Below are 20,303 nucleotides of genomic sequence, written 5' to 3'. Positions count from 1 at the left end.
CGAAACCCTTGCGTTTTCTGATGTGCGAGTTTTTGATTGCAAAAATGAATTTACTATCTTTGCTGCGCACGACTTTCTAACGACCGATCAGTCTCAAAATACACAAAATTAAATTGCTAGAAGCTCAGATATTTCCAACCTACGATACGCCAAATGACGGAGAGGAGAAATATATCATGAACAAAGCTGTTGAGAGTATTGAAGATGAAATCTCGATATTGGTCGCAGCGATCAGAATCGAGGAGTATGGATATGAGTTCTATCTGGAATTATCTAGACAAATAGATGATCACATTGGAGCAGCATTGTTTAGAGGTTTGGCAAGAGACGAGGAGTTGCATAAGTCAATGCTGGAAAGAGAGATTCTTGAAATGAAGCCTGAGGTTAAGATTTCTGAGCTCACCCCAGCGACCAGTTTTGTTGGCCTTATCCCTGAAAAAGTTTTCCCCCAAAACCTCAGAAGTGATTCTGATAAAAAGGAAGAGTATATCCAGTCAATCCAGATAGGAATAATTGTTGAAGAAAGATCTGTGAAAATGTATGGCGAAGCAGCTGCAACTGTATTGAATCCCAAAACTAAGAATCTTCTATTGGGATTGGCGAAGTGGGAAGAGGAGCATAAGAAGCTGCTTGACGAGAACCTTCATACCTTAAAGACCGAGGGTGCCTGGTATGGATATGTTCCAATTTTGGAAGGTTGAATAGGATAATAGCTACGTGGCACACTGCTTTCATCTCACATCTTTTTGCCAAGAGAAATCTGTGGAATTGGAGCGCATTTGATCTAGACCTTCGAGGCGATGCTTCGGAGGCCCGCGTTGCAGTGTGAGAAAAAATAAATACCGTATAGTCATCCATGACTCATCATCTCTTCCTATCCAAGGCGAAAGACCAGATAAAAACGAATAGAGGTGCGCTAATGGTCAAACTTCCGGATATTAAACGGGATCTCCTTGCCTGCCTGCAATGCGGCTATTGTGTCCGCGTCTGCGAAACATGGAAACAAACTCCATGGGAATCAGTAACGCCACGCGGCAAGATTTTTTATCTCAATCAGTTGATGAAAAGATCACCTGTAGATAAGCTCTTGGGCCGTAAAGTGGAAATCGATGAGGAATTTGTAAGAGCTCTCTACATGTGCACGGGCTGTGCCGCATGCTGGCCTGTCTGTCATGTACAAATCGAATTTGCTGATTTTTGGGAGAAGGTTAGAGAATGGGTTGTAGAGCAGGGTGTCGGTCCATTAGAAGCCCATAAGAAATTCCACGAAAGAATACAGAAGGTTAAGAATCCTTATGGGGAACCTGAAGAAAAAAGAGACGCATGGTTTCCCAAAGACATTCCGCGATCAAACAATCCCGAAATTATCTTTTTTGCTGGTTGCACTGCTTCATATCGAGTTCAGAACACTGCAAAAGCAGGAGTTACCGTGCTTCACCGCGCAGGGGTAAGCCTCAATGTTCTTGGCCCTGATGAATGGTGCTGCACATCGCCTGCGCTGAGAACTGGGATGACGGATCTGACATCCAGATTTGCGGAACACACCATAACATCTACGGAAAAAAGGGGAGCGAAGAGCATGGTAACTACCTGCGCAGGTTGCTATAAAACTACACGAAACGACTATCGAAAGTACTATTCATCCCCCACCTTTGAAGTCTATCATTTTTCCCAATATGTTCAAAAGTTACTCAAAGAAAAGAGACTTAAGATTACAAAGGAAATCAAAGCCAGGGTTACATATCACGATCCATGTCATCTCGGAAGGCATGCTGGCGTCTTTGATGCACCGAGAGAAGTGATCAAAGCAATTCCTGGCATCGATTTAGTTGAGATGGAACACAATAGAATGAACTCTATGTGCTGTGGTGCAGGCGGCGGATACAAGTCCGCATTCAATGAGTACGCGGTGAACATAGGAGCCGAGCGTGTTAAGGAGGCGCTTGCGGTCGGTGCGGATATGATCATTTCAGCATGTCCCTTTTGCGTCTTGAATCTGGAGCAGGGAGCTAAGAAAATAAACGCCAATATCCCTGTCAAGGACATATCAGAATTGCTGCTTGAGGCTACTGAGCCGCCCAAGCCGAGTTAGCTATCTGGACGGTGAGGCTTTCGTCAAGAAACATTATGGGTAAGAATTCTGCGCGTTAATTGAATCGCATGAACCATCCCGCAACAGAAGTCGTCTTTACAAGATTAGCTATATTTCCCACAGCTGTAGCAAAACCATGCGTCGTACTCTGGAAGATATGTAAGCACTTGGCCACAATAAGGGCAACGCTTAACAACTTCCAATTTAGTTGGAGGAGGATTTGACACAACCGGCTTCGGTTTTTTTGATGAAATGTCAATCAATTGAACAGCAGATCCAAAAGCTGCAACAATTATGAAAGCAGGAACGCAAACATACCAACCCATTCCCAGTATATCAAGAGCCCAGGCGACCATTGCCCCGCCAACGATTGCGGTGAAAAGCATGACCAGCCGATCGTAAATCAGAAAGATAATAACGAATGCAGCTACGGCGATTATGATCGAGACTACAGGTATTGACCAAAGCGAGTAGGATAGCAGAAATGCAGCCGCACTCAGCACCAGGGCCATCGCAGTCGCAACAATGTAATAGAAGAAAATCGCAAGAATCACCCCCGCAATCGCGCCAAGTATATAGGCTGCAACAACTCCGCTGAAGGTCATACCGATTGTGTATCCTAGGGTAAAGCCAAGAAACGCACCAACGATCGCCAAAATGCTTTCGTAAATCCTGTGACCTGCAAAGGCAAGAGCAATTCCAAAAACCAGTAATAATGCAACGATCACCCATTCAAATTCCCTTGGACTAAGAAGCAGCGGATCCATTCGATCACTTCCGAAAATCTTCCTAACACAACCGCCTTATGATATGTTCAAACGCAGTTATTCAACCTTTCGACCAGAAATAATTTTACGTAGGCTTGAATAGAAAGAACAAAGAAGCGTAAATAGGTTAATATAATGTAATCTATTCGATATCTTGCGCTTTGCATTATGGTATTTGAACTTCTTGATGAAAGGATCCAGGCGATTCTCAGTGCGAAGAACATCCTCGAGCCCACTGAGCCCCAAAAAGGCGCGATACCACTCATACTCAGAGGAGCTCACGTACTCGTGGTTGCTCCAACCGGCATAGGGAAAACTGAGGCGGCAATACTTCCAGTATTTCATCAGATACTCAAAACCGGAGGCGACGGCATACTATGTCTTTACATCACACCTCTGAGAGCGCTTAACAGAGATATGTTACGGCGCTTTCAAGAATTCAGCAACACCCTTGGAATAAGCATCGCTGTACGACACGGGGACACTTCCCAATCAGAGCGCGATGCCCAGGCGAGAATTGCGCCACAGGTGCTGATCACCACCCCTGAAACGCTCCAGATTCTGTTCACTGGGAAGCGGTTGAGAAAACACTTGGCAAATGTCAGGTGGGTCGTCATCGACGAAATCCACGAGCTTGCCACAGACGAAAGGGGGGCGCAGTTGGCAATCGCACTAGAACGGCTTGTGGAGATCGCTGGTGAATTCCAGAGAATCGGCCTTTCTGCCACTGTCGGAACCCTGTCCGAGGTTGCTAATTTTCTTGGCGGCGTTGGTAGAAATGTCTCAATTGTGCAGACAGATGTGATAAAGACATTAGATATCCAAGTCCAGGGACCTGAGGTATCAGATGAAGACACGGAGCTCGCAGGAATCCTTCAAAGTGATCCCCAGCTCGTCGCGTGCATGAGGCGTGCAAGGCAACTCATTGACTCCCACCGCTCAACCCTCTTCTTCGTCAATACCAGAGATAATGCTGAGGCACTTGCTGCCAGGTATCACCTTTGGGATGAAAACTTTCCAATTGGAGTCCACCACGGTTCGCTGTCGAAAGAGATCAGGATTGAAATGGAGGAAGCTTTCAAAAATGAAACGATAAAGGGGCTTATATGCACCTCTTCCTTGGAACTAGGAATAGATGTGGGGAGCGCGGACTTTGCTATTCAATATAACTCACCGAGACAGGTCACCCGATTGGTTCAGAGAATGGGTCGGGCGGGCCACGGTGTTGGGAAAATTTCCAAAGGTGTCATCATTGCCTCGTCACCAGATGAAATTTGTGAGAGCCTGGTCATCGCAAGGCGCGCCCTTGGAGGGGAGTTGGAACCTTCGATCGTGAGAGAGAAGCCCTTGAGTGTCCTTGCGAATCAGCTTGTTTCAATGGCTATGAACTCTGACATGAGAATTGATGATGCCTATAGAATCATCAAAAGAGCGTATCCCTTTAGAAATCTCAAGCTAAAAGAGATGAATAGCATCCTGCGGCAGCTCGAGCAGGTGGGATTAATCCGAATTTTGAGCGATACTTTCAGGAGATCTGGAAGAGGTATGCGCTACTTTTACGACAACGTTTCTATGATTCCAGATGAAAAAACGTATCGGATAAGGGACATAAGCACGAGGAAAATAGTCGGAACGCTGGATGAGAGCTTTGTCGTCTCTTTTGCTGAACCTTATGCCACATTCATCACGCGCGGAAGAACTTGGAGAATCATTGAATTAAGAGAAGACGAGATACTCGTTGAACAGGTAAAGGAAATAGGTTCTATCCCATCGTGGGTGGGCGAAGACATACCCGTTCCATTTGAGGTGGCGCAGGAGGTCGGCGCTCTCCGCAAGAAACAGGAATTTCATGATTATCCAGGGAATGACGAGGCAATGAAAAGGTTGAAAGAATACCTCACAAAACAAATTGAAAGGCATCCTATGCCCTCGGAGACTTTATTGACGCTGGAGATGGGAAATAGGATTGCGGTTTTAAACGCCTGCTTTGGGACAAAGGTCAACGAAACGATTGCGATTGTCCTTTCCCTGCTTCTCACTGCGAGGCTCGGTGAAAGTGTCTCGATAAGAACGGATCCATATAGGATCTTCATCGAACTACCAAGGGACATTCCTCCTTCGACGATGTTGGATACTTTGATGTCGATGAAGGCCGAAAACATCCAGGATTTGGTGAGGAGAGCGATCAGGCAGTCCTCCTTCATGAGGTGGCGTTTTATTTACGTCGCGAAGAAGTTTGGAATTGTTGAGAAAGGCGCCGACTATAGGTCAGTCAACATTTCACGGTTGATAGATGTATTCGAGAACACGCCGATATATGAAGAGACCGTCAACAAGATTTTCTGGGAAGATCTTGATGTTAATCGCACAAGCGAGGTCCTCAAATCGATAGAAAGGGGGGAGATCAAGATAGAAGTATGCAGCCTTTCACCAATCAGCCTCAGTGGGCTTGAACATTCTCGAGATTTGATCACGCCTCAAAGGGCCGATAAATCAATCCTTGATGCTCTAAAAAAGAGGTTGGAAGGGGAGGTAACGTACCTCACTTGTCTCAATTGCCAGAATCAGTGGAGAGCGACGCCTCGCGAGGCACCAAAGAGAATCGTTTGCCCACGTTGCAGAGGTTCCATGATAGCAGCCCTTCATTCTTACAATAGGGACTTGGTTAAACTGTTGAGAAAGAAAAAACACTCAGATGATGAAAAGAAGGAGATACAGAAGATGTATAAAAACGCGAGCCTTGTGAACGAATTTGGCAAGCAAGCCATGTTTGTATTATCTGCAAGAGGCGTGGGGCCTGATACAGCATCAAGAATACTCATGGGATTTTACGACAATGAAGAGGATTTGCTTCGTTCGATCCTAAGCGCGGAAATTAACTATGCACGAACCAAGCGGTTCTGGGACTGAGAGGAAATGACTGGGTTTTTAAGATACAAATGATCGCCGATTTGGATTTCTACGAAGTCGCCTGGTTTCATAGGGCCAATGCCTGATGGTGTTCCAGTTGCAATGATGTCACCACGCTCAAGGGTCATGAACTTTGAAATATAGGAGATAACTGCGTCAATCTTGTGGATCATCATCGACGTACTTCCATGCTGTTTGACCTCACCGTTTAATTTCAATACAATTTCCATATCATCGATGTCTCCAGCCTCAGCTATTGGAACTGGTTTTGACATAGGAGCAAACGTGTCGAATCCCTTGCACAGCGTCCACGGAAGTCCCTTCTGCTTTGCTTTTGCTTGCAAATCCCTAGCTGTAACGTCATTGAAAGCTGCTATTGCATGAATATGGTTACGGGCCTCCCTTATCGGGATTTCCCTGCCAGACTTTCCGATGATTATGGCTAATTCAGCCTCGTAATCAACTCTACCAATGCCGTCAGGAATGATTATGGGTTCTCCGTCTGAAATCAATGCGCTGGGAGCCTTCAAAAAGAATACGGGTTCAGACGGTTCTTCAGTATTCATCTCTTTTGCATGATCTGGATAATTGCAAGCAAGACAAATGATCTTCTGGCAATTGATCGGTCTCATTGACCTCCTCCTTCAAAAAATCTAGCGATCGTCGCTGACCGTTTCCAACTTAAATAGGACACCCATTCCCTTTAACGTGGCGTGCACTTTATCAGCTAAGTATACAGCGTCCTCGACGGTTGCCTTGCTGTCCCACCTGTACATACAGTCGTAAGCACCAGTAGTGGTTTCGAATCCAAGATTGTGCAGTGCACTAAGCACTTCTGATGGTCTGGAACCATTGGAACTGAAGATAATGGTCATGTAAGTGATCATCTATCTCACTCAATCTCTAAATTACAGAGTATCATAAAAACGTTACACCTATAATATATGCACATAACGAATTACGCAACTTTCTCATGCCTTAACGAAGCCTCGGGCTATGATATAAATTTCGGAACTTGACGGACGGGATGCCTTCGGACTGTGCAATTTCACATCGGTGAAGTACGTCCTGACCTTGTCAAGATATTCATCTAGAAGATCGCCTTGGAAGACCTTGACCACCATGCTTCCTCCACCCTTGAGGCACTTCTTCGCAAACTCAAGCGCATGCTCGCATAATTCCACGGATTTTGCATGATCAGTTGAGTAATTTCCACTGATGTTTGGTGACATATCAGAAAGGATTACATCCGCACTTCCTTCGATCTCCGCAAGCACTTTTTCCACAACTCTATCAGATCTTACATCACCGCGTACCGTTTTCACTCCATCAATCGGTTCTATCCATTGCAAGTCTACCCCAACCACAACTCCAGTTTTCCCGACAGCTTCTTTTGCAACCTGGAGCCAACCGCCCGGAGCAGCACCAAGATCTACGACCCGATCGCCTCTCTTAATAATCTTGAATCTCTCGTTAATCTGCATTAGTTTAAAGGCGGCCCTACTTCGATAATTCATTGCTTTTGCTTTCTTATAGTAGAAATCACGGCGGCGTTCGATTACCCAGCGTCTCGGCATCTTGACATTATTACCCTGACCTGATAAGATAAACCTTTGCCTAGTATGTCGGGACAAAAAGTTAATTGTGACCTCATGAATTAACCAAACGGCGTGAGAGATGGATCGAGACACGTGGACGTACAAAAAAGCCGGGGTAGATATTAGAAAAAAATCTGCAAGTATTGAATCCCTCGTTAAGGAATTGAAATACAGACGAAAAGGTTCCGCAAAGGCTCTCCCAATTAAAGGCCAATTTACTGGATTAATTGATTTTGGGGAAGTGGCATTGACTTTGTGCACTGACGGCGTAGGTACAAAGCTCCTAATTGCAAGGAGCCTCAACAAATGGGATACTGTTGGTATCGATTGCATTGCCATGAATGTCAATGACACTATTTGTGTCGGCGCTGAACCCATTGCGGTAGTTGATTACCTGGCGATGGATCGTCCGAACGAAGAAATTGCGGCTGAGATAGGGAAAGGACTTGAGGTGGGCGCGAGGCTTGCAAATGTCGATATTGTTGGTGGCGAAATTGCCGTTCTACCAGAAATCGTCAATGATATTGATCTTTCGGCCAGTTGCCTAGGGTATGTTGAGAAGAAAATGATCATAGATGGGAGCAAAGTATCAGTTGGCGATATCATTATAGGTCTGCCTAGCTCTGGGATTCATTCAAACGGACTCACCCTCGCGAGAAAAGTGCTTGAAGCCAATGGAGTAGGATACAACGAGACGATAGCGGGTCTTGAAAAACCGGTTGGCGAGGAATTGCTAACGCCCACGGAAATTTACGTTGAGAAGGTCATGAAATTGATTAAATCCGTGCACGTCCACGGAATGGTAAATGTTACCGGAGGCGGGCTACGCAATTTTGTAAGAATCAAAAGCAATGTGAAGTTTGTGATTGATGATCCTCTGCCACCCCAGCCGATTTTCGACGTTATCGCGGAACTCGGAAAGATCGATAAAAGAGAATTGTACCAGACATTCAATATGGGAATGGGATTTGCCGTGATTTGCCCTGAAGACGAGGCCGAAACTGCGCTAAGAAGTCTCGGAGGGGGCGCAAAAATTGTTGGCCGTGTAACAAGTGGAAGGGGAGTCGAAGTCTCGCATCTTGGTATCATTTACAAGGCCTATTGAAAAAGCTACGACCTATCGACGAACGTACTCGAAACGATCACTAACTGAAAGGTAATGGCTATTGCGCAAGTTGAGTAGGCTGCTTAGCCATCTATTTCGAATTTCTTCTCATGAAATGAGCTATGACCGCAACAACCGCTCCTAGAGCCGTGCATGTTTCTAAAGAATGTCCCCCAAATGTGACGTCAAAGTGATGACTCGCAATTTCGATGATGTCCTTCGGAAGGCCTCGAGGTCCGGCTCCGAAAAGCATGCAAACACTCACGCCCCCTCTTAGCATCCCGCAAATGTCATCTACATTCCTTTTTTTATCTGTCTCGGGATTACACGTAGTTGCAACGATCTCTCCCAGCTGAGGGGGGAATCCTCTTTTGATGTATGGAAACATCTGAAATCGTCCTTCTTCGGCTAGTGTCCGAAGATATCGCCCCTCTTCCCCGATCGAAGTTGTTGTGGCCACCCATTCCGCAACCTCATATGGCCTTGATAGTTCAGGAGGAAATGGAAAGCCAAATGTGGCTAGATTCATATCAAATGCAAGAGCCAGTGGTCCCGCTCTCGCAAGAATACGCCGATGGGCTTCCCTGAATGTGATGGGATCGTATGAATTCCAGAGTCCTATTGTCGTACGTCCGATCATTGGAACCTCTTCCAAATAAAAGCAGAACCCTTAAGGAATTCTGAAATGAAGAGAGGAGGGGTTCTCAATTGTGTATCGAGGTGATCAGATTTTCAACGCAACCTTCTTGATTTCCCTAAGTTCGTCGTTATCCCAAATGAACTGCAACCTCTCTCTATTTTTCCAGATTCCTTTTTGAAGTATATAACCAGCCATCAGGCTCAATCCAATCGAGGCTTCAACATAAGCCACCGATTTCGTTGCCTGCTTGCTGATCTTCCCCCAAGACTGGGCCTCTTCGAATGTGCAACCCGATAGTCCACCCCAGAATGGTACATCCATTGTTATCTGAACTGCGTAATGGTGACCGCCTTTATCATGACCGAGAGCGTATGCAACAACCTCCGTTTGCTGTATGAAGTTCTTCGGAACCCCGCCTCCGATGTAGATAACCCCTGTTCTGTCTGAGTGGATCATAATCTGCGTGAGCTCGTATAGATCCCTTATAGGATCTATCCTCATGCATGGCTTCTTTTCCGAGCGCATTTTCGCGTACATTTCGGTCAGTGCGATGCCTATTGATGAGTCGTTAAGCGCCGGAACAAATATGGGGACGCCGTATTTCCTGGCATTGTGGAGAATTGAATTCTCGTCTTTTGCATGACTCGCAAGTATCTCTAAAAATTCCCTGCTCGAGTAAAATTTTGGCTCTAATTTCGAGGCGATATCGGCTATATATCTATCAGTCTCATCAAATTTCTTTTCATCGACAAGAGTGTCGTAGATTCTGTCCAGGAACAGTTCTCTCAATTTCACATCATCGATAAAAGGAGAACACTTGTAATGGTGATAGCCCCTCGCTTGATAGAAATCCTGATATGGAATAGCCCCAGTTGAAACGATCACGTCGACTATGCCGTATTTGATCATATCTACGATGACCTTTCTCAGACCAGCAGCAATGAGCGGCCCTGCTAAACCTAAGATAATTGTTGGTCTCATGGGATCGGTAAGCGCATTCTCGTAGACAGTTGCACAGTTTGCAAGAGCCCTGCTCTGCACTGAGCTGTCTTTGTAAGCCTCAACGAGATCTTTGACATTCTTGATTCTATCAAAGTCGATTGCTTTGACCGGGTCCTTCAAGAGTTCCTTTCTAGTAACCATATTCCAATTCCTCCTTTGTTAATCTGAACTTGGTCCACCCATAGGGCTGACCGCCCTTTGGGATAGTCTAGAGACTTCTTTCCACCTTCTTCGGGCGACTACAGATGGCGTATTCATCGCCATCGAAAAAGACATCCAGCTCTGGATGCTCTGCTTGGATTTCTTCGATTTTTTTTAAAACTTCTCGCAACGTCAAATTACTGTTCTTGTCGATTTTGACGTGTATTCTCTTTTCCATTTCCAAGCTCCTGGTCGAGGCCCGAATTTATCAAGATATTTCTGTCAGTATATATCTTTTTGTTCAATTTTGGCCCGAAGAAAGGTTGTCTCTATTTTCATAATACCGTTAATTGAAATTTCTGAATCGATCTGCTTAAGTAATCAATCGAGAACTTTCATTCGCACGGAATGATTCCTTAAATTTCTAATGAAAGAATACCATTCTTAATCTAAAAAGAATAGCCTCAGTGAAGATATTACGACTACGAATAATATAACCACTCAATCTTAATTCGATCAAATGGTCAGATATTGGAGGAATTGGGGGTAGGACTCGATTGCAAAATATTAAAATACAAAGTAGAAGACTTAAGACCAATTAAATAAGTACTCTTCGGAAACAGAGCAATCAGCAGGAGAAATTGATGATAAAAAATGAAGATAAAGAAGAAAGAAAGGAGGATAACAATTTAGATAACTCTGCTAATTATAACAAGACTTCCGATAATGTCAGCCCTGTTGCTAATTCCTCGAACACTGATTCTGTTCTGAGAAAATGGCTAGACGGCGAATATGATCTGATCACTTGGCTTGATGAGTCTACGAAACATCCGGGAACTGACACACTTTCGTCAACCCCCGCTGCGATCCACACGGACTCGCTTCCTGATTTGATTGCGTCCTATGAATCTGAAATCACTCATCTCAAGAACGAGATCCTCGAATTGAAAGGAGAACAAAAGTCATCTGCTGAGGAAGAATACAAGAAAATCAAGGAAGATTACGAGCAAGTTACTAAAGAATTGGAGAGACTTACCAACGAAAATGCGAGGCTCAGAAGAGATCTTGAAAATGCTGAGGGGCGAATTAAGGCCATTAAAAGTCGGCTTGAGGAATTTCTCGCCGGTGTTCCAGTCGATCAAGCCGAAATTCTCAAGAAAGCTGTTGAGCTGGATGAGAGGGAAAGGGCAATTCTAGAGAGAGAAAGCACTCTGGCAAAAGTAGGCGTAGCAAGCGATGCAGTTTTGAAGACAGGAGCGCTTGAGGAAATCGGTATAGAAGACCGATTTCATGCTGAATTGCTCGAGAAAGAAAACGAATTCAGAAGAAGAGAGCAAGAATTGATGGCAAGAATTCAGCAACTTGAGGAAGAAGTGAATCAGAAATCAATCGAGAATAAATTGCTGCAAGATGAGATCAAAATTGCGAAACTGAGCGCGCCTGAGGCAAAGGCAGAGATCGAGGAGAAGCTCAAAGATCTCAAGCTCAAGGAACGTTCGCTACTTCTCAGAGACGAAGAAATAAGAAGATTGAAGGAACAGCTCCAGGAAAAGGACGAAGAACTGCAGAAACTCAAGTCAATGATCACATACAAAGAGGAAGAGCTCATCCGGAGAGAGGAAGATATTCTATACCGGGAAAAACTTCTTACAGAAGAAAGAAGACGATTTGATGATGCCAAAAGAGATGCAACGAGCATAGAAGAGCATGAAAGATTGAAGCGCTTGGAAGATCTAAAAGCTGAGATCCAAAGGAAGGAGGAAGAGCTCCGAGCGAAAGAAAAATTCCTCAATGCAAAGATGGAAGAGCTGCGACTAAGAGAGCAGGGCATCATTGAAGATGAGATTGCGGCAAGGGAGGAACAGCGTGCACTTGAAATGCAGCAACAGAAGGTCAAGACCGGAAACCCAAGACTTGACGATCTGCTTCTCGGAGGAATTCCTTTTGGTTCGAATGTGCTCATTCATGGTCCACCATTTATAGGCAAGGAAGTCATGGTCAATCAGTTTATTGCTGAGGGTCTGAAAAAAGGTATTCCCGCGATCTGGATTTTGACCGATAAAGGCCCGAATGACGTTAGAGAGGAAATGAAATACGTAATGTCGGGCTACGAAGAATATGAACGACTCGGTCTTGTTAGGTATGTTGATTCATACTCGAGAAGCATGGGCGATACTTCCCAGGATCCCTATGTTACCTATATCGAGGAGCCCACGGATCATGATGGAATAATGGACGCCGTTGAGAAAATTGCAAAGGAGTTTAAGGAAAAACACGAATATTATCGCTTAGCTTTCCGCTCGATATCGACCCTCATTGCATACTCCGACATCAACACGGCATTCAGATTTTTGAGCCCATTCTGCGGCCGCAGGAAACGAGATAAGGCCGTGTCGTTATATGTTGTGGAGAAGGGGATGCACAGCGAGCAAGAAATCCAGATGATGGGGTCCATCATGGATGGGATGATCGATTTCAAAGTTGATCAACTCAAGACATACTTCGCTGTGATCGGAATTTGTGAGGTGCAGTCCCGCGCCTATATACGATACACTGCGAGTAAATCCGGGCTAACCATCGGGTCATTTGCGCTCGAACACATTCGCTGATCAGTTAGAATCAATTGTCAAATAGATTAGGCCACCTCGACGCTATCTCCAGGCCCACGAGTTGCTCTTTTTTGGATATTGATCTTTGGCAGAGGAATTGGTGGCGGCAGTCTCAAATCTCTCGAAATGAGTAGTGCAGTTGGTACGCAATTGGAAACGACAACGTTGTGAACGATATTTGCGATGTCATCCGGCATTGATCCCTTCTTGTTCCATTCTTCGATGATTCTTTCAACTTCACCTTGAAGAATTATCTGCCCCTCCAGCTTTATAAAACCAATACCAGCATAATTTGTTGTGAAGCGAAATTCTACAGAAGCGGTACCTTCTTCACTCTTAGTAATGCGCGTCACACTGCTGTTCTGCTCAATCCGAATATTCACCAAACGCTCTCCGGTTTTCGAAAACCTCTGCGCTTCTATACCCGTTATTTCAAAACCTTTAACCTGCGTCATTTTCAGAGCCGTCCCATAAATTCTCACGATCATCTGTGTACTCAATAATTAGATGTTTCGATTGTTTCTAAGAAAAGTGCCGCGGGCCGGATTTGAACCAGCGACTTCAAGATTTCTAAACCCCCAGCGGGAGTCTTCAGTCTTGCACTCTCCCAGCTGAGTTACCGCGGCGCACCATTGCGACAAAGGAAAAGGCTGTAATAAATTTTACCTAGGCTACCGAACAATCGGTTTAGAAACAATTGAATCTGATATTACTGTCAAGATCTGGAGATAATTATCATGAGGCACACATGAGCCTCTATTAATTTCAAAACTTTGCAACACCAACACTTCATAGTATGTACCCAATACGATATTTAGAAGATCTCATTGTGCATTAAAAAGGATACAGACTCATCTCAGATCATAATTTGACAGACGATATCAATGGAGGAAATGAAATTTCGTGTTATCAGAATGGCCAGCTGGCACGACATGTTTAAATAGTAATATGGTGCTTTTTAAGTTCTGGTTCTGGCATTTGGTGAGCATGATGAGGAGATCATTAGCAGGGGGTAGCGACTTAAAATCAAGAAGATCCTATTTTTTGAAGCGTGACAAAGAGGCGGTAGCGTCGACAGTTGGAACGATCATGGCGCTTCTTGTTTTCTTGACATTTCTCTCTCTCTTTACAAATTCATACATCCCCGTTTGGATGCAGGCAAATGAAAGATCCCATATGAATGAAGTTCTCAATCAATTCGGAGACCTCAAAGGAAGAATTGACAATATGATAATAAGTGCGGCTATAACTGGACAAACCGGGCTAAACATCTATACTCCGATAACATTAGGATCTGAGGGGGTGCCCATATTCGCATCTCCAACCGCCGGCCGTTTGCTGTATGAGCCCCTGGGTGGCGATAATGCACGATTTTCTGTTCAATTCAATTTTGAGCAATCGGGAGGGCAGAGCCAGCAATTTGTGGCAGAAGGTGGAGGATTTCTTGAGCTTTGGGCTCCAAATAGGTATTATGTACAGCAGTGGGTCGCCTATGAGAACGGTGCTATAATTGTGAAACAGCCCGATGGCGAGGTAGTAAGAGCATTTCCTGGTATTTCGCTCACAAAGACGGGAACTCAATTGACGGTTTCTATAACCCAATTGGATCTCCTCGGTACCAATGCATCGATCGCTGGAACAGGATCAGCAGGGCTTAATGTTGAGCTGATATATTATGAAACACAAGAATTCAGTATTTCTACAAGCAACAACGATGTCAGCCTTGTCTTGAGGACTATTTACGGAGCGGCGTGGAACCAATACCTGGACGAGCTCTGCAAGAAGGCAGGTGTGACATACGAACTCAGCAAAACTGAAATAAATGATGATGTCTATGAAATCACCTTGACGATTGAAGATGTCGATGAAGTTGCATATAGCAGAGCTTATGTCCAGATTACTATAATGGTGTGAGGATACGGTGGGGGAATGATGAACTCGGAGATTAATAACAAGGCGGCCTCTGAAACAACGGTTGGGGATGAGATTTACGATGACGACTTTATATCAGAAATTCATGGTAAGAGGGGGATCCGTGAGAAAGTTCGGGATTCGTATTTGAAGTTTCTCAGGACACTTGCTCCAGGTAGGGCTTCGCGGGTGCGCCTGCCGACTGGTGAGATAGCGCAAAGGGTAGAATGGTCAAAAGGAAGAGGATCTGTGATAACGGAAATTCCCCCCATCGCTGATCCGAATATCGAGGTTGTTGAGGTGTACCCGGTTGTAGAGCCATACAGCTATATCAGGGTCACATTTGACCGGCATACAAACGAATACTTAATGGAGGCTATCGAGCCTAGATTAAGCGACAAAGAAGCTAAGTTACTGGAGCTGATCAAAGATACGCTTGGAAGGACGATGGGGTATGATTGGGATAAGTTTACTGAGGTGGATAAAGAAGAATACCTGAAAGAAAGCGTTGAATCGTTTATCAGAAGTCGTGGCATTAAAATCGATCCGATAGCTAAGAAGAAAATCGAATACTACATATCTCGAGATTTTGTAGGATACGGTCCGATAGATCCATTCGTGAAAGATGAAAATGTTGAGGATATTTCATGCGACGGCGTAGGCATTTCAATTTTTCTATTTCACAGAAAATATGAAAGCATTAAGACGACACTTAAATTCGATGACGAGGAATATTTGAATTCATTTGTCATCGGGCTCGGACAGAGGTGTGGTAAGCAAATATCGGTTTCAACGCCTATTTTGGACGGGACAACGCCTGAAGGGCACAGGATTCAGGCGACTTACGCGAGGGAGGTTACCACGCGTGGCTCGACTTTCACTATCAGACGTTTCAAGGAAAAACCGTTCACGCCGGTGGAGCTGATTAAGTACGGTACTGCAAGCCCTGAGATGGTTGCATATTTCTGGCTTGGAGTTGAGAACGGTGAGTCAGCAATAATTGCAGGTGGCACAGCTAGTGGAAAAACCTCAACGCTGAACGCGATTGCACTATTTATCCCTCCAGCAGCTAAAATAGTGACAATGGAAGATACGAGGGAAATCAACTTGCCTCACGATAACTGGGTTCCTGGAACGACAAGGAGCGGCACAGGTGAAAGGGGGCCGGATGGCAAAGCTCCAGGTGAGATCGATATGTACGATCTCGTAAGAGCCTCCCTAAGACAAAGGCCAAATTACATCATCGTAGGAGAAGTTAGAGGAAAGGAAACTTACATCATGTTCCAGGCAATGGCTACTGGGCATACGACCTATTCAACCATGCATGCTGATTCTGTAAAGTCCATGGTAAATAGACTAGAAAATCCCCCGATCAATTGCCCAAGAATCTTACTCACTGCATTAAGAAATGTCATTTTGCAGACGCACGCAAGAGTTGGTACAGAGCTCGTGAGAAGGATCAAGCAAGTTATTGAGATCGTTGGTTTCGAGCCAGAAACCAATGAACTTATCACTAACACCGTCTATGAATGGGATCAAGCCACAGACAAATTCGTGTACAAGGGTCACAGTTTTCTTTTCGATAAGATCATGGAGATGAAAAGCCTAACCCATGAGGAAATGGCGCAGGAATTCAATCGTCGGGTAGATATTATCAAGTACATGGTGATGAAGGATATGACAGATCACCGTAAAATTTGGTCGCTTATCAATGCCTATTATAAGGATCCAGAAGCAACAATAAAGAAAGTTAGAAGAGAGTTAGCTGAAGGGGGTGCGAGCTCTGGCGCCTGAGGTCTCTGACATCTTTTCTAGACTGGATTCCATGAGAAAATCGTATATGAAGACGAAAAGGGCGGAGGAAGAGGGCGAGGAGATCAAAGGGCCACACATGATAAGACTTCCAAAAGGCGCCAAGCCTGAATATGTCAAACTGACAAAGTACCAACAATTTTGTTGGCGCACGCTAGGAGCATTCGTTAAGCTCAAAGCAAAACCGAATCCCAAACTCGAGCAATCATTGCTACAAGCTCATATGAAAATACGGCCTGAGGAGTATACTGCGTATGTGTGGATGACGACAATTCTTGTTGGCATTATTTCAGCGGTTGTCTCACTGGTATTCGGCGGCGCAATTATCAGCTTCTTAAACATCGACGTATCTCTCGTGCTCGTTTTTTCAGCACTCATTATTGCCATCCCTCCAATTCTCGCCTACTCAGTTTTGATATCACAACCAGCCTCCGTGGCCAAGAGGCGTGCCAGGGATATTGATAAGAGAATAGGACCGGCCATGAGTTTCATTTCCGCAATGGCCTCTGCTGATGTAAATGTTGATGTAATTTTCAAAGAACTAGCAAGGCAGCCAATTTACGGAGAGATTCGGAACGAGGCAGAATGGATCACAAGAGATACCGAGTTACTGGGCGTTGACATTTTGACAGCGATCAGTAACGCTGCCCAGAGAACGCCGTCGAGGAAATTTCAAGAATTTCTGCAAGGCGTGGTTACGACCGCTACATCTGGAGGACAGCTCAAACCATACTTCCTGCAGAAGGCTGAGCAATTTGAGAAAGAAGCAAAACTAGAAATGCGCTCTATGCTCGAGACCCTCGGTTTGATGGCGGAATCGTTTGTAACCGTCGTTGTTGCGTTTCCGCTGTTCTTGGTTGTCATCATGGCGATAATGGCAATTGTGCCTGGCGGCGGAGGCGGATCACAATCGACCCTCATGCTCCTTTATGCCGTTGTAGGGCTCATGATTCCCGTTTCTCAATTTGGATTCATTTTTTACATATGGAATATGACAAAAGAGGCGAGTATTTGAGGAGATGATTCGATGGTCGATAAGAAAAAAACGAAGGATGTCATCGATGTCAAACAGCTTGCGACTAAGAAGAAGGATCTTTCCAAGACGTTGCTTGTGATCGGAATAGTCTTCATGGTCATTTTCATTTTCATCGGTTTCCTCGACGCCATCGGCGGATTAAGTACTGGTCTTGAATGGATAGATTATACCGCAATTGGGTTGATGGCATTATGCGGCCCTTATGGGTTCTATACGAGCTACAAACATAAGCAGATTAAGGAAATCGAATCAAGGCTTCCAGACTTCCTAAGAGACGTTGCGGAGGCTGGACGATTCGGGATGACTTTGGCTGAGGCTGTTAAAGCAGCGTCAGGGGGTAGATATGGCAAGCTCACACCCGAAATAAAGAGGATGGCTGCTCAGATCGATTGGGGAGTGCCCGCTGGTGACGCAATGAGATTATTCGCCGAGCGTGTTAATACGCCGCTCGTCAACAGAATGATGTCAATTATCATCAAGGCAAATGATGCTGGCGGAAGTGTTGCCGACGTTCTCACAATGGTCTCTCATGACGCACGCGAAACAATGCTTAATGAAAATGAAAGAAAGATCGCAATGTCCACGTACATGGTTGTTACCTACATCGCTTTTGCTGTTTTCATTGCAACGATATTCATTCTGAACTCAACTTTCCTTCCAAAAATGGAAGAAGCGGGTCGACAGGTTGCAGAGGGTGCTGAGCAGGCCGGTATCACGAATCTACCCGCAACTATAAGAGCCGACGTCATACCACAAGTGCAGATGATCTTTGTCATCGCTGTTGTCATCCATGCATTTGGAGATGGGATCCTAGCTGGTGTGTTGCAGGATGGAAGAATCTCCAACGGTATGAGACACAGCTTCATTATGTTGGTGATTGGATTGATTGGTACGAGACTCATTTAAAGGGGATCTGGAATGGCGGGATCTGTTGAAGCAGAAAATGTGGCGGAGGGAGTACCTGCCGCTGTGATTGAGGAAGAAAAGAAACCAAGGGTGGGAGGACTGTCAAGTAAGTACCTCTCGTTGCTCTTGAGATTAAGAGGTAAACCGCTTAAGGTTCGAATCCCAGCAGGCATCACTAGAGGATCGCTCGATGTAATAACGGAGATACCTAAAATTACGGAAACGAACGTCGATGAGGTCGAAATAGCAAAGATCCACGATCCCTATTCATTCGTCAGAATAAAGTATGACAACACTGCCGGCGAATATCTTTACGAAGTCATTGAGCCAAGTCTTACGGAAGATGAGAAAAACATACTGGATGTTTTGAAAACTTCGCTGATTTTGACGCTCAACCTCACTGAGGTTGAGACACTAAAGGAAAGAGAGGATATTCTGAGACTCGCAACAGATTCACTTTTGAAGAATTTTGGAATAAGGTTGCATCCGATTTCGCGAGAAAGAATCCATTATTATCTCCGCAGGGATTTCATTGGATATGGTGTCATCGATGTTATGATGACCGATCCAAACGTCGAAGACTGTTCCTGCGACGGTGTCGGGATCCCACTATATATATTCCACCGAAAGTATGGCTCTATCAAGTCGAACATTAGGTTCGATGATGAAGCAGAGCTCGATTCGTTCGTGGTATGGCTAGCACAGAAATGCGGGAAACATATTTCGGTAGCCGATCCAATACTTGACGCGACCATACCTGATGGATCTAGATTGAACGCCACCTTGGGCAAACATGTGACGAAGAGAGGATCTTCTTTTACAATTAGACGTTTTAAAGAAAATCCATTCACTCCTATCGATTTGCTGAAATTCAAAACCATGAGCACTGACATGATGGCATACCTCTGGATTGCTACAGAATACGGAAGCTCTATGTTGGTCTGTGGCGGAACTGCCAGCGGTAAGACGACGACGCTAAATGCAATACTGCTTTTCATTCCACCTCAGATGAAAATCGTCAGTATTGAGGATACAAGGGAATTGAATCTTCCTCACGAGAATTGGATACCAGCCTTGACGAGGGAGGGATTCGGTGGTAGAGGAAGCGCAAACAAAGCTGGAACGATCGACATGTTTGAACTTCTAACCGCGGCTCTTAGACAGCGACCCCAGTACCTAATGGTCGGTGAGGTCAGAGGAAAAGAGGCGTACGTAGTATTCCAGGCAATGGCTACAGGTAAGACCGCATTCTCAACATTCCACGCAGAGGACGTCCAGGCGATGGTTCACAGAATGGAAAATGATCCAATTAACCTGCCAAGGGCCCTTTTAACGGCCCTTGACATCGTTTTACTCCAGGCCCAGGTGAAAGTCGGAACGAAGATGACTAGGCGCGTTAAATCGCTCACTGAGATTGTTGGCATGGATCCTGAGACTGGTGAACTCATCACAAACTCGGTACATGTTTGGAATCCAGCAGATGATACCTTCAGCTTCAGTGGTCATTCTTATATCTACGAGAAGGTGAGAACGATAAGGAACTGGTCGCCAAGAGAAATGGAGAGGGAAGTGAAGCGAAGGGTCGACATTCTTGAATACATGAAGAAAATCAATGTTGACAATTACAGAGATGTTGCAAAAATTATTTCCGCATACTATCGTGATCCTGAGAGAGTCATTAAGGAAGTCAGGGAGAAATTGGCTGAGAGCTGACAAATTGAAACGAATCCGATAAGAGCATCACTCAGATTGACGTTCTGCTATTTGGGTCTAG

At 44.9% G+C, this 20,303-nt stretch carries 18 protein-coding genes and 1 tRNA gene; 10 read left to right on the top strand and 9 right to left on the bottom strand.

Annotation, left to right across the window (positions count from 1 at the left end; translation table 11 throughout):
* Nucleotides 1–176 precede the first annotated feature (176 nt).
* Both QW087_05125 and QW087_05120 read left to right on the top strand, forming a co-directional pair.
* Nucleotides 177–701 carry a ferritin family protein gene (locus QW087_05125; protein MEM2944102.1) on the top strand — a complete coding sequence of 175 codons (525 nt, stop codon included), beginning with the start codon at nucleotides 177–179 and terminating at the stop codon, nucleotides 699–701.
* Between the two features lie 155 nt (nucleotides 702–856).
* Complete coding sequence (locus tag QW087_05120; protein MEM2944101.1) at nucleotides 857–2,092, top strand: (Fe-S)-binding protein; 1,236 nt, start codon at nucleotides 857–859, stop codon at nucleotides 2,090–2,092.
* A 104-nt stretch (nucleotides 2,093–2,196) separates the two neighbouring features.
* Here QW087_05120 and QW087_05115 read toward each other — a convergent pair whose 3' ends face one another.
* Complete coding sequence (locus QW087_05115) at nucleotides 2,197–2,859, bottom strand: hypothetical protein (GenBank protein ID MEM2944100.1); 663 nt, start codon at nucleotides 2,857–2,859, stop codon at nucleotides 2,197–2,199.
* A 168-nt stretch (nucleotides 2,860–3,027) separates the two neighbouring features.
* Between QW087_05115 and QW087_05110 the strand changes: the two genes are divergently transcribed.
* Entirely contained in the window at nucleotides 3,028–5,769 is a 2,742-nt protein-coding gene (locus tag QW087_05110) for a DEAD/DEAH box helicase (protein MEM2944099.1), read from the top strand.
* On the opposite strand, the gene QW087_05105 is transcribed toward QW087_05110, so the two are convergent.
* The 3 genes from QW087_05105 to QW087_05095 form a co-directional block, all read right to left on the bottom strand.
* Complete coding sequence (locus QW087_05105) at nucleotides 5,739–6,401, bottom strand: fumarylacetoacetate hydrolase family protein (protein ID MEM2944098.1); 663 nt, start codon at nucleotides 6,399–6,401, stop codon at nucleotides 5,739–5,741. The two genes, QW087_05110 and QW087_05105, sit on opposite strands and share 31 nt — an antisense overlap.
* A gap of 21 nt (nucleotides 6,402–6,422) precedes the next feature.
* Nucleotides 6,423–6,656 (bottom strand): hypothetical protein, encoded by a 234-nt coding sequence (locus tag QW087_05100; protein MEM2944097.1) that lies wholly within the window; start codon nucleotides 6,654–6,656, stop codon nucleotides 6,423–6,425.
* An 84-nt stretch (nucleotides 6,657–6,740) separates the two neighbouring features.
* Complete coding sequence (locus QW087_05095; GenBank protein ID MEM2944096.1) at nucleotides 6,741–7,346, bottom strand: RlmE family RNA methyltransferase; 606 nt, start codon at nucleotides 7,344–7,346, stop codon at nucleotides 6,741–6,743.
* 100 nt (nucleotides 7,347–7,446) lie between these two features.
* Here QW087_05095 and purM point away from each other — a divergent pair, with 100 nt between their 5' ends.
* Nucleotides 7,447–8,472: a phosphoribosylformylglycinamidine cyclo-ligase gene (gene purM, locus QW087_05090; protein MEM2944095.1), complete on the top strand. Its 1,026-nt coding sequence runs from the start codon at nucleotides 7,447–7,449 to the stop codon at nucleotides 8,470–8,472.
* A 91-nt stretch (nucleotides 8,473–8,563) separates the two neighbouring features.
* Here the strand turns inward: purM and QW087_05085 are convergent, their stop codons facing one another.
* From QW087_05085 to QW087_05075, 3 genes are all read right to left on the bottom strand, one after another.
* On the bottom strand, nucleotides 8,564–9,112 hold the full coding sequence (locus tag QW087_05085; protein ID MEM2944094.1) for a DUF531 family protein: 549 nt from the start codon (nucleotides 9,110–9,112) through the stop codon (nucleotides 8,564–8,566).
* Nucleotides 9,113–9,196: 84 nt separating this feature from the next.
* A complete protein-coding gene (locus tag QW087_05080) occupies nucleotides 9,197–10,255 on the bottom strand; it encodes a deoxyhypusine synthase family protein (GenBank protein MEM2944093.1) in 1,059 nt (352 codons plus the stop codon).
* Between the two features lie 67 nt (nucleotides 10,256–10,322).
* Nucleotides 10,323–10,499, bottom strand: a complete 177-nt coding sequence (locus QW087_05075) for a hypothetical protein (protein ID MEM2944092.1) — start codon at nucleotides 10,497–10,499, stop codon at nucleotides 10,323–10,325.
* A gap of 400 nt (nucleotides 10,500–10,899) precedes the next feature.
* Here QW087_05075 and QW087_05070 point away from each other — a divergent pair, with 400 nt between their 5' ends.
* On the top strand, nucleotides 10,900–12,864 hold the full coding sequence (locus tag QW087_05070) for an ATPase domain-containing protein (protein MEM2944091.1): 1,965 nt from the start codon (nucleotides 10,900–10,902) through the stop codon (nucleotides 12,862–12,864).
* A 26-nt stretch (nucleotides 12,865–12,890) separates the two neighbouring features.
* Here QW087_05070 and QW087_05065 read toward each other — a convergent pair whose 3' ends face one another.
* Nucleotides 12,891–13,352, bottom strand: a complete 462-nt coding sequence (locus QW087_05065; protein ID MEM2944090.1) for a hypothetical protein — start codon at nucleotides 13,350–13,352, stop codon at nucleotides 12,891–12,893.
* A 44-nt stretch (nucleotides 13,353–13,396) separates the two neighbouring features.
* Nucleotides 13,397–13,490: transfer RNA gene (locus QW087_05060), tRNA-Phe, on the bottom strand.
* 364 nt (nucleotides 13,491–13,854) lie between these two features.
* Between QW087_05060 and QW087_05055 the strand changes: the two genes are divergently transcribed.
* The 5 genes from QW087_05055 to QW087_05035 are packed head-to-tail and all read left to right on the top strand — an operon-like array spanning nucleotide 13,855 to nucleotide 20,242.
* Complete coding sequence (locus tag QW087_05055; GenBank protein ID MEM2944089.1) at nucleotides 13,855–14,778, top strand: hypothetical protein; 924 nt, start codon at nucleotides 13,855–13,857, stop codon at nucleotides 14,776–14,778.
* A gap of 18 nt (nucleotides 14,779–14,796) precedes the next feature.
* Nucleotides 14,797–16,569, top strand: coding sequence for a type II/IV secretion system ATPase subunit (locus QW087_05050; protein ID MEM2944088.1), 1,773 nt, complete (start codon nucleotides 14,797–14,799; stop codon nucleotides 16,567–16,569).
* Nucleotides 16,570–16,615: 46 nt separating this feature from the next.
* The gene (locus QW087_05045) at nucleotides 16,616–17,602 is read left to right on the top strand and encodes a type II secretion system F family protein (protein MEM2944087.1); all 987 of its coding nucleotides are present in this window, start codon (nucleotides 16,616–16,618) and stop codon (nucleotides 17,600–17,602) included.
* A 12-nt stretch (nucleotides 17,603–17,614) separates the two neighbouring features.
* Nucleotides 17,615–18,529 (top strand): type II secretion system F family protein, encoded by a 915-nt coding sequence (locus tag QW087_05040; GenBank protein MEM2944086.1) that lies wholly within the window; start codon nucleotides 17,615–17,617, stop codon nucleotides 18,527–18,529.
* A gap of 12 nt (nucleotides 18,530–18,541) precedes the next feature.
* On the top strand, nucleotides 18,542–20,242 hold the full coding sequence (locus QW087_05035; protein ID MEM2944085.1) for a type II/IV secretion system ATPase subunit: 1,701 nt from the start codon (nucleotides 18,542–18,544) through the stop codon (nucleotides 20,240–20,242).
* The last annotated feature ends 61 nt before the right edge of the window (nucleotides 20,243–20,303 follow it).

This window comes from Methanomassiliicoccales archaeon (genome assembly GCA_038850735.1).
Lineage (GTDB): Archaea > Thermoplasmatota > Thermoplasmata > Methanomassiliicoccales > JACIVX01 > JACIVX01.
The sequence above is the reverse complement of the archived record's forward strand: the minus strand, read 5'-3'. Positions and strand labels throughout refer to the sequence as shown.

What these genes read in the sequence shown, in the direction of transcription:
- QW087_05045 (MEM2944087.1), top strand. Translation starts at nt 16,616, where the DNA reads ATGAAGACGAAAAGGGCGGAGGAAGAGGGCGAGGAGATCAAAGGGCCA.
- QW087_05125 (MEM2944102.1), top strand. Translation starts at nt 177, where the DNA reads ATGAACAAAGCTGTTGAGAGTATTGAAGATGAAATCTCGATATTGGTC.
- QW087_05120 (MEM2944101.1), top strand. Translation starts at nt 857, where the DNA reads ATGACTCATCATCTCTTCCTATCCAAGGCGAAAGACCAGATAAAAACG.
- QW087_05040 (MEM2944086.1), top strand. Translation starts at nt 17,615, where the DNA reads ATGGTCGATAAGAAAAAAACGAAGGATGTCATCGATGTCAAACAGCTT.
- QW087_05080 (MEM2944093.1), bottom strand. Translation starts at nt 10,255, where the DNA reads ATGGTTACTAGAAAGGAACTCTTGAAGGACCCGGTCAAAGCAATCGAC.
- QW087_05095 (MEM2944096.1), bottom strand. Translation starts at nt 7,346, where the DNA reads ATGCCGAGACGCTGGGTAATCGAACGCCGCCGTGATTTCTACTATAAG.
- QW087_05085 (MEM2944094.1), bottom strand. Translation starts at nt 9,112, where the DNA reads ATGATCGGACGTACGACAATAGGACTCTGGAATTCATACGATCCCATC.
- QW087_05065 (MEM2944090.1), bottom strand. Translation starts at nt 13,352, where the DNA reads ATGATCGTGAGAATTTATGGGACGGCTCTGAAAATGACGCAGGTTAAA.
- QW087_05035 (MEM2944085.1), top strand. Translation starts at nt 18,542, where the DNA reads ATGGCGGGATCTGTTGAAGCAGAAAATGTGGCGGAGGGAGTACCTGCC.
- QW087_05105 (MEM2944098.1), bottom strand. Translation starts at nt 6,401, where the DNA reads ATGAGACCGATCAATTGCCAGAAGATCATTTGTCTTGCTTGCAATTAT.
- QW087_05050 (MEM2944088.1), top strand. Translation starts at nt 14,797, where the DNA reads ATGAACTCGGAGATTAATAACAAGGCGGCCTCTGAAACAACGGTTGGG.
- QW087_05070 (MEM2944091.1), top strand. Translation starts at nt 10,900, where the DNA reads ATGATAAAAAATGAAGATAAAGAAGAAAGAAAGGAGGATAACAATTTA.
- QW087_05110 (MEM2944099.1), top strand. Translation starts at nt 3,028, where the DNA reads ATGGTATTTGAACTTCTTGATGAAAGGATCCAGGCGATTCTCAGTGCG.
- QW087_05055 (MEM2944089.1), top strand. Translation starts at nt 13,855, where the DNA reads ATGAGGAGATCATTAGCAGGGGGTAGCGACTTAAAATCAAGAAGATCC.
- QW087_05100 (MEM2944097.1), bottom strand. Translation starts at nt 6,656, where the DNA reads ATGATCACTTACATGACCATTATCTTCAGTTCCAATGGTTCCAGACCA.
- purM (MEM2944095.1), top strand. Translation starts at nt 7,447, where the DNA reads ATGGATCGAGACACGTGGACGTACAAAAAAGCCGGGGTAGATATTAGA.
- QW087_05115 (MEM2944100.1), bottom strand. Translation starts at nt 2,859, where the DNA reads ATGGATCCGCTGCTTCTTAGTCCAAGGGAATTTGAATGGGTGATCGTT.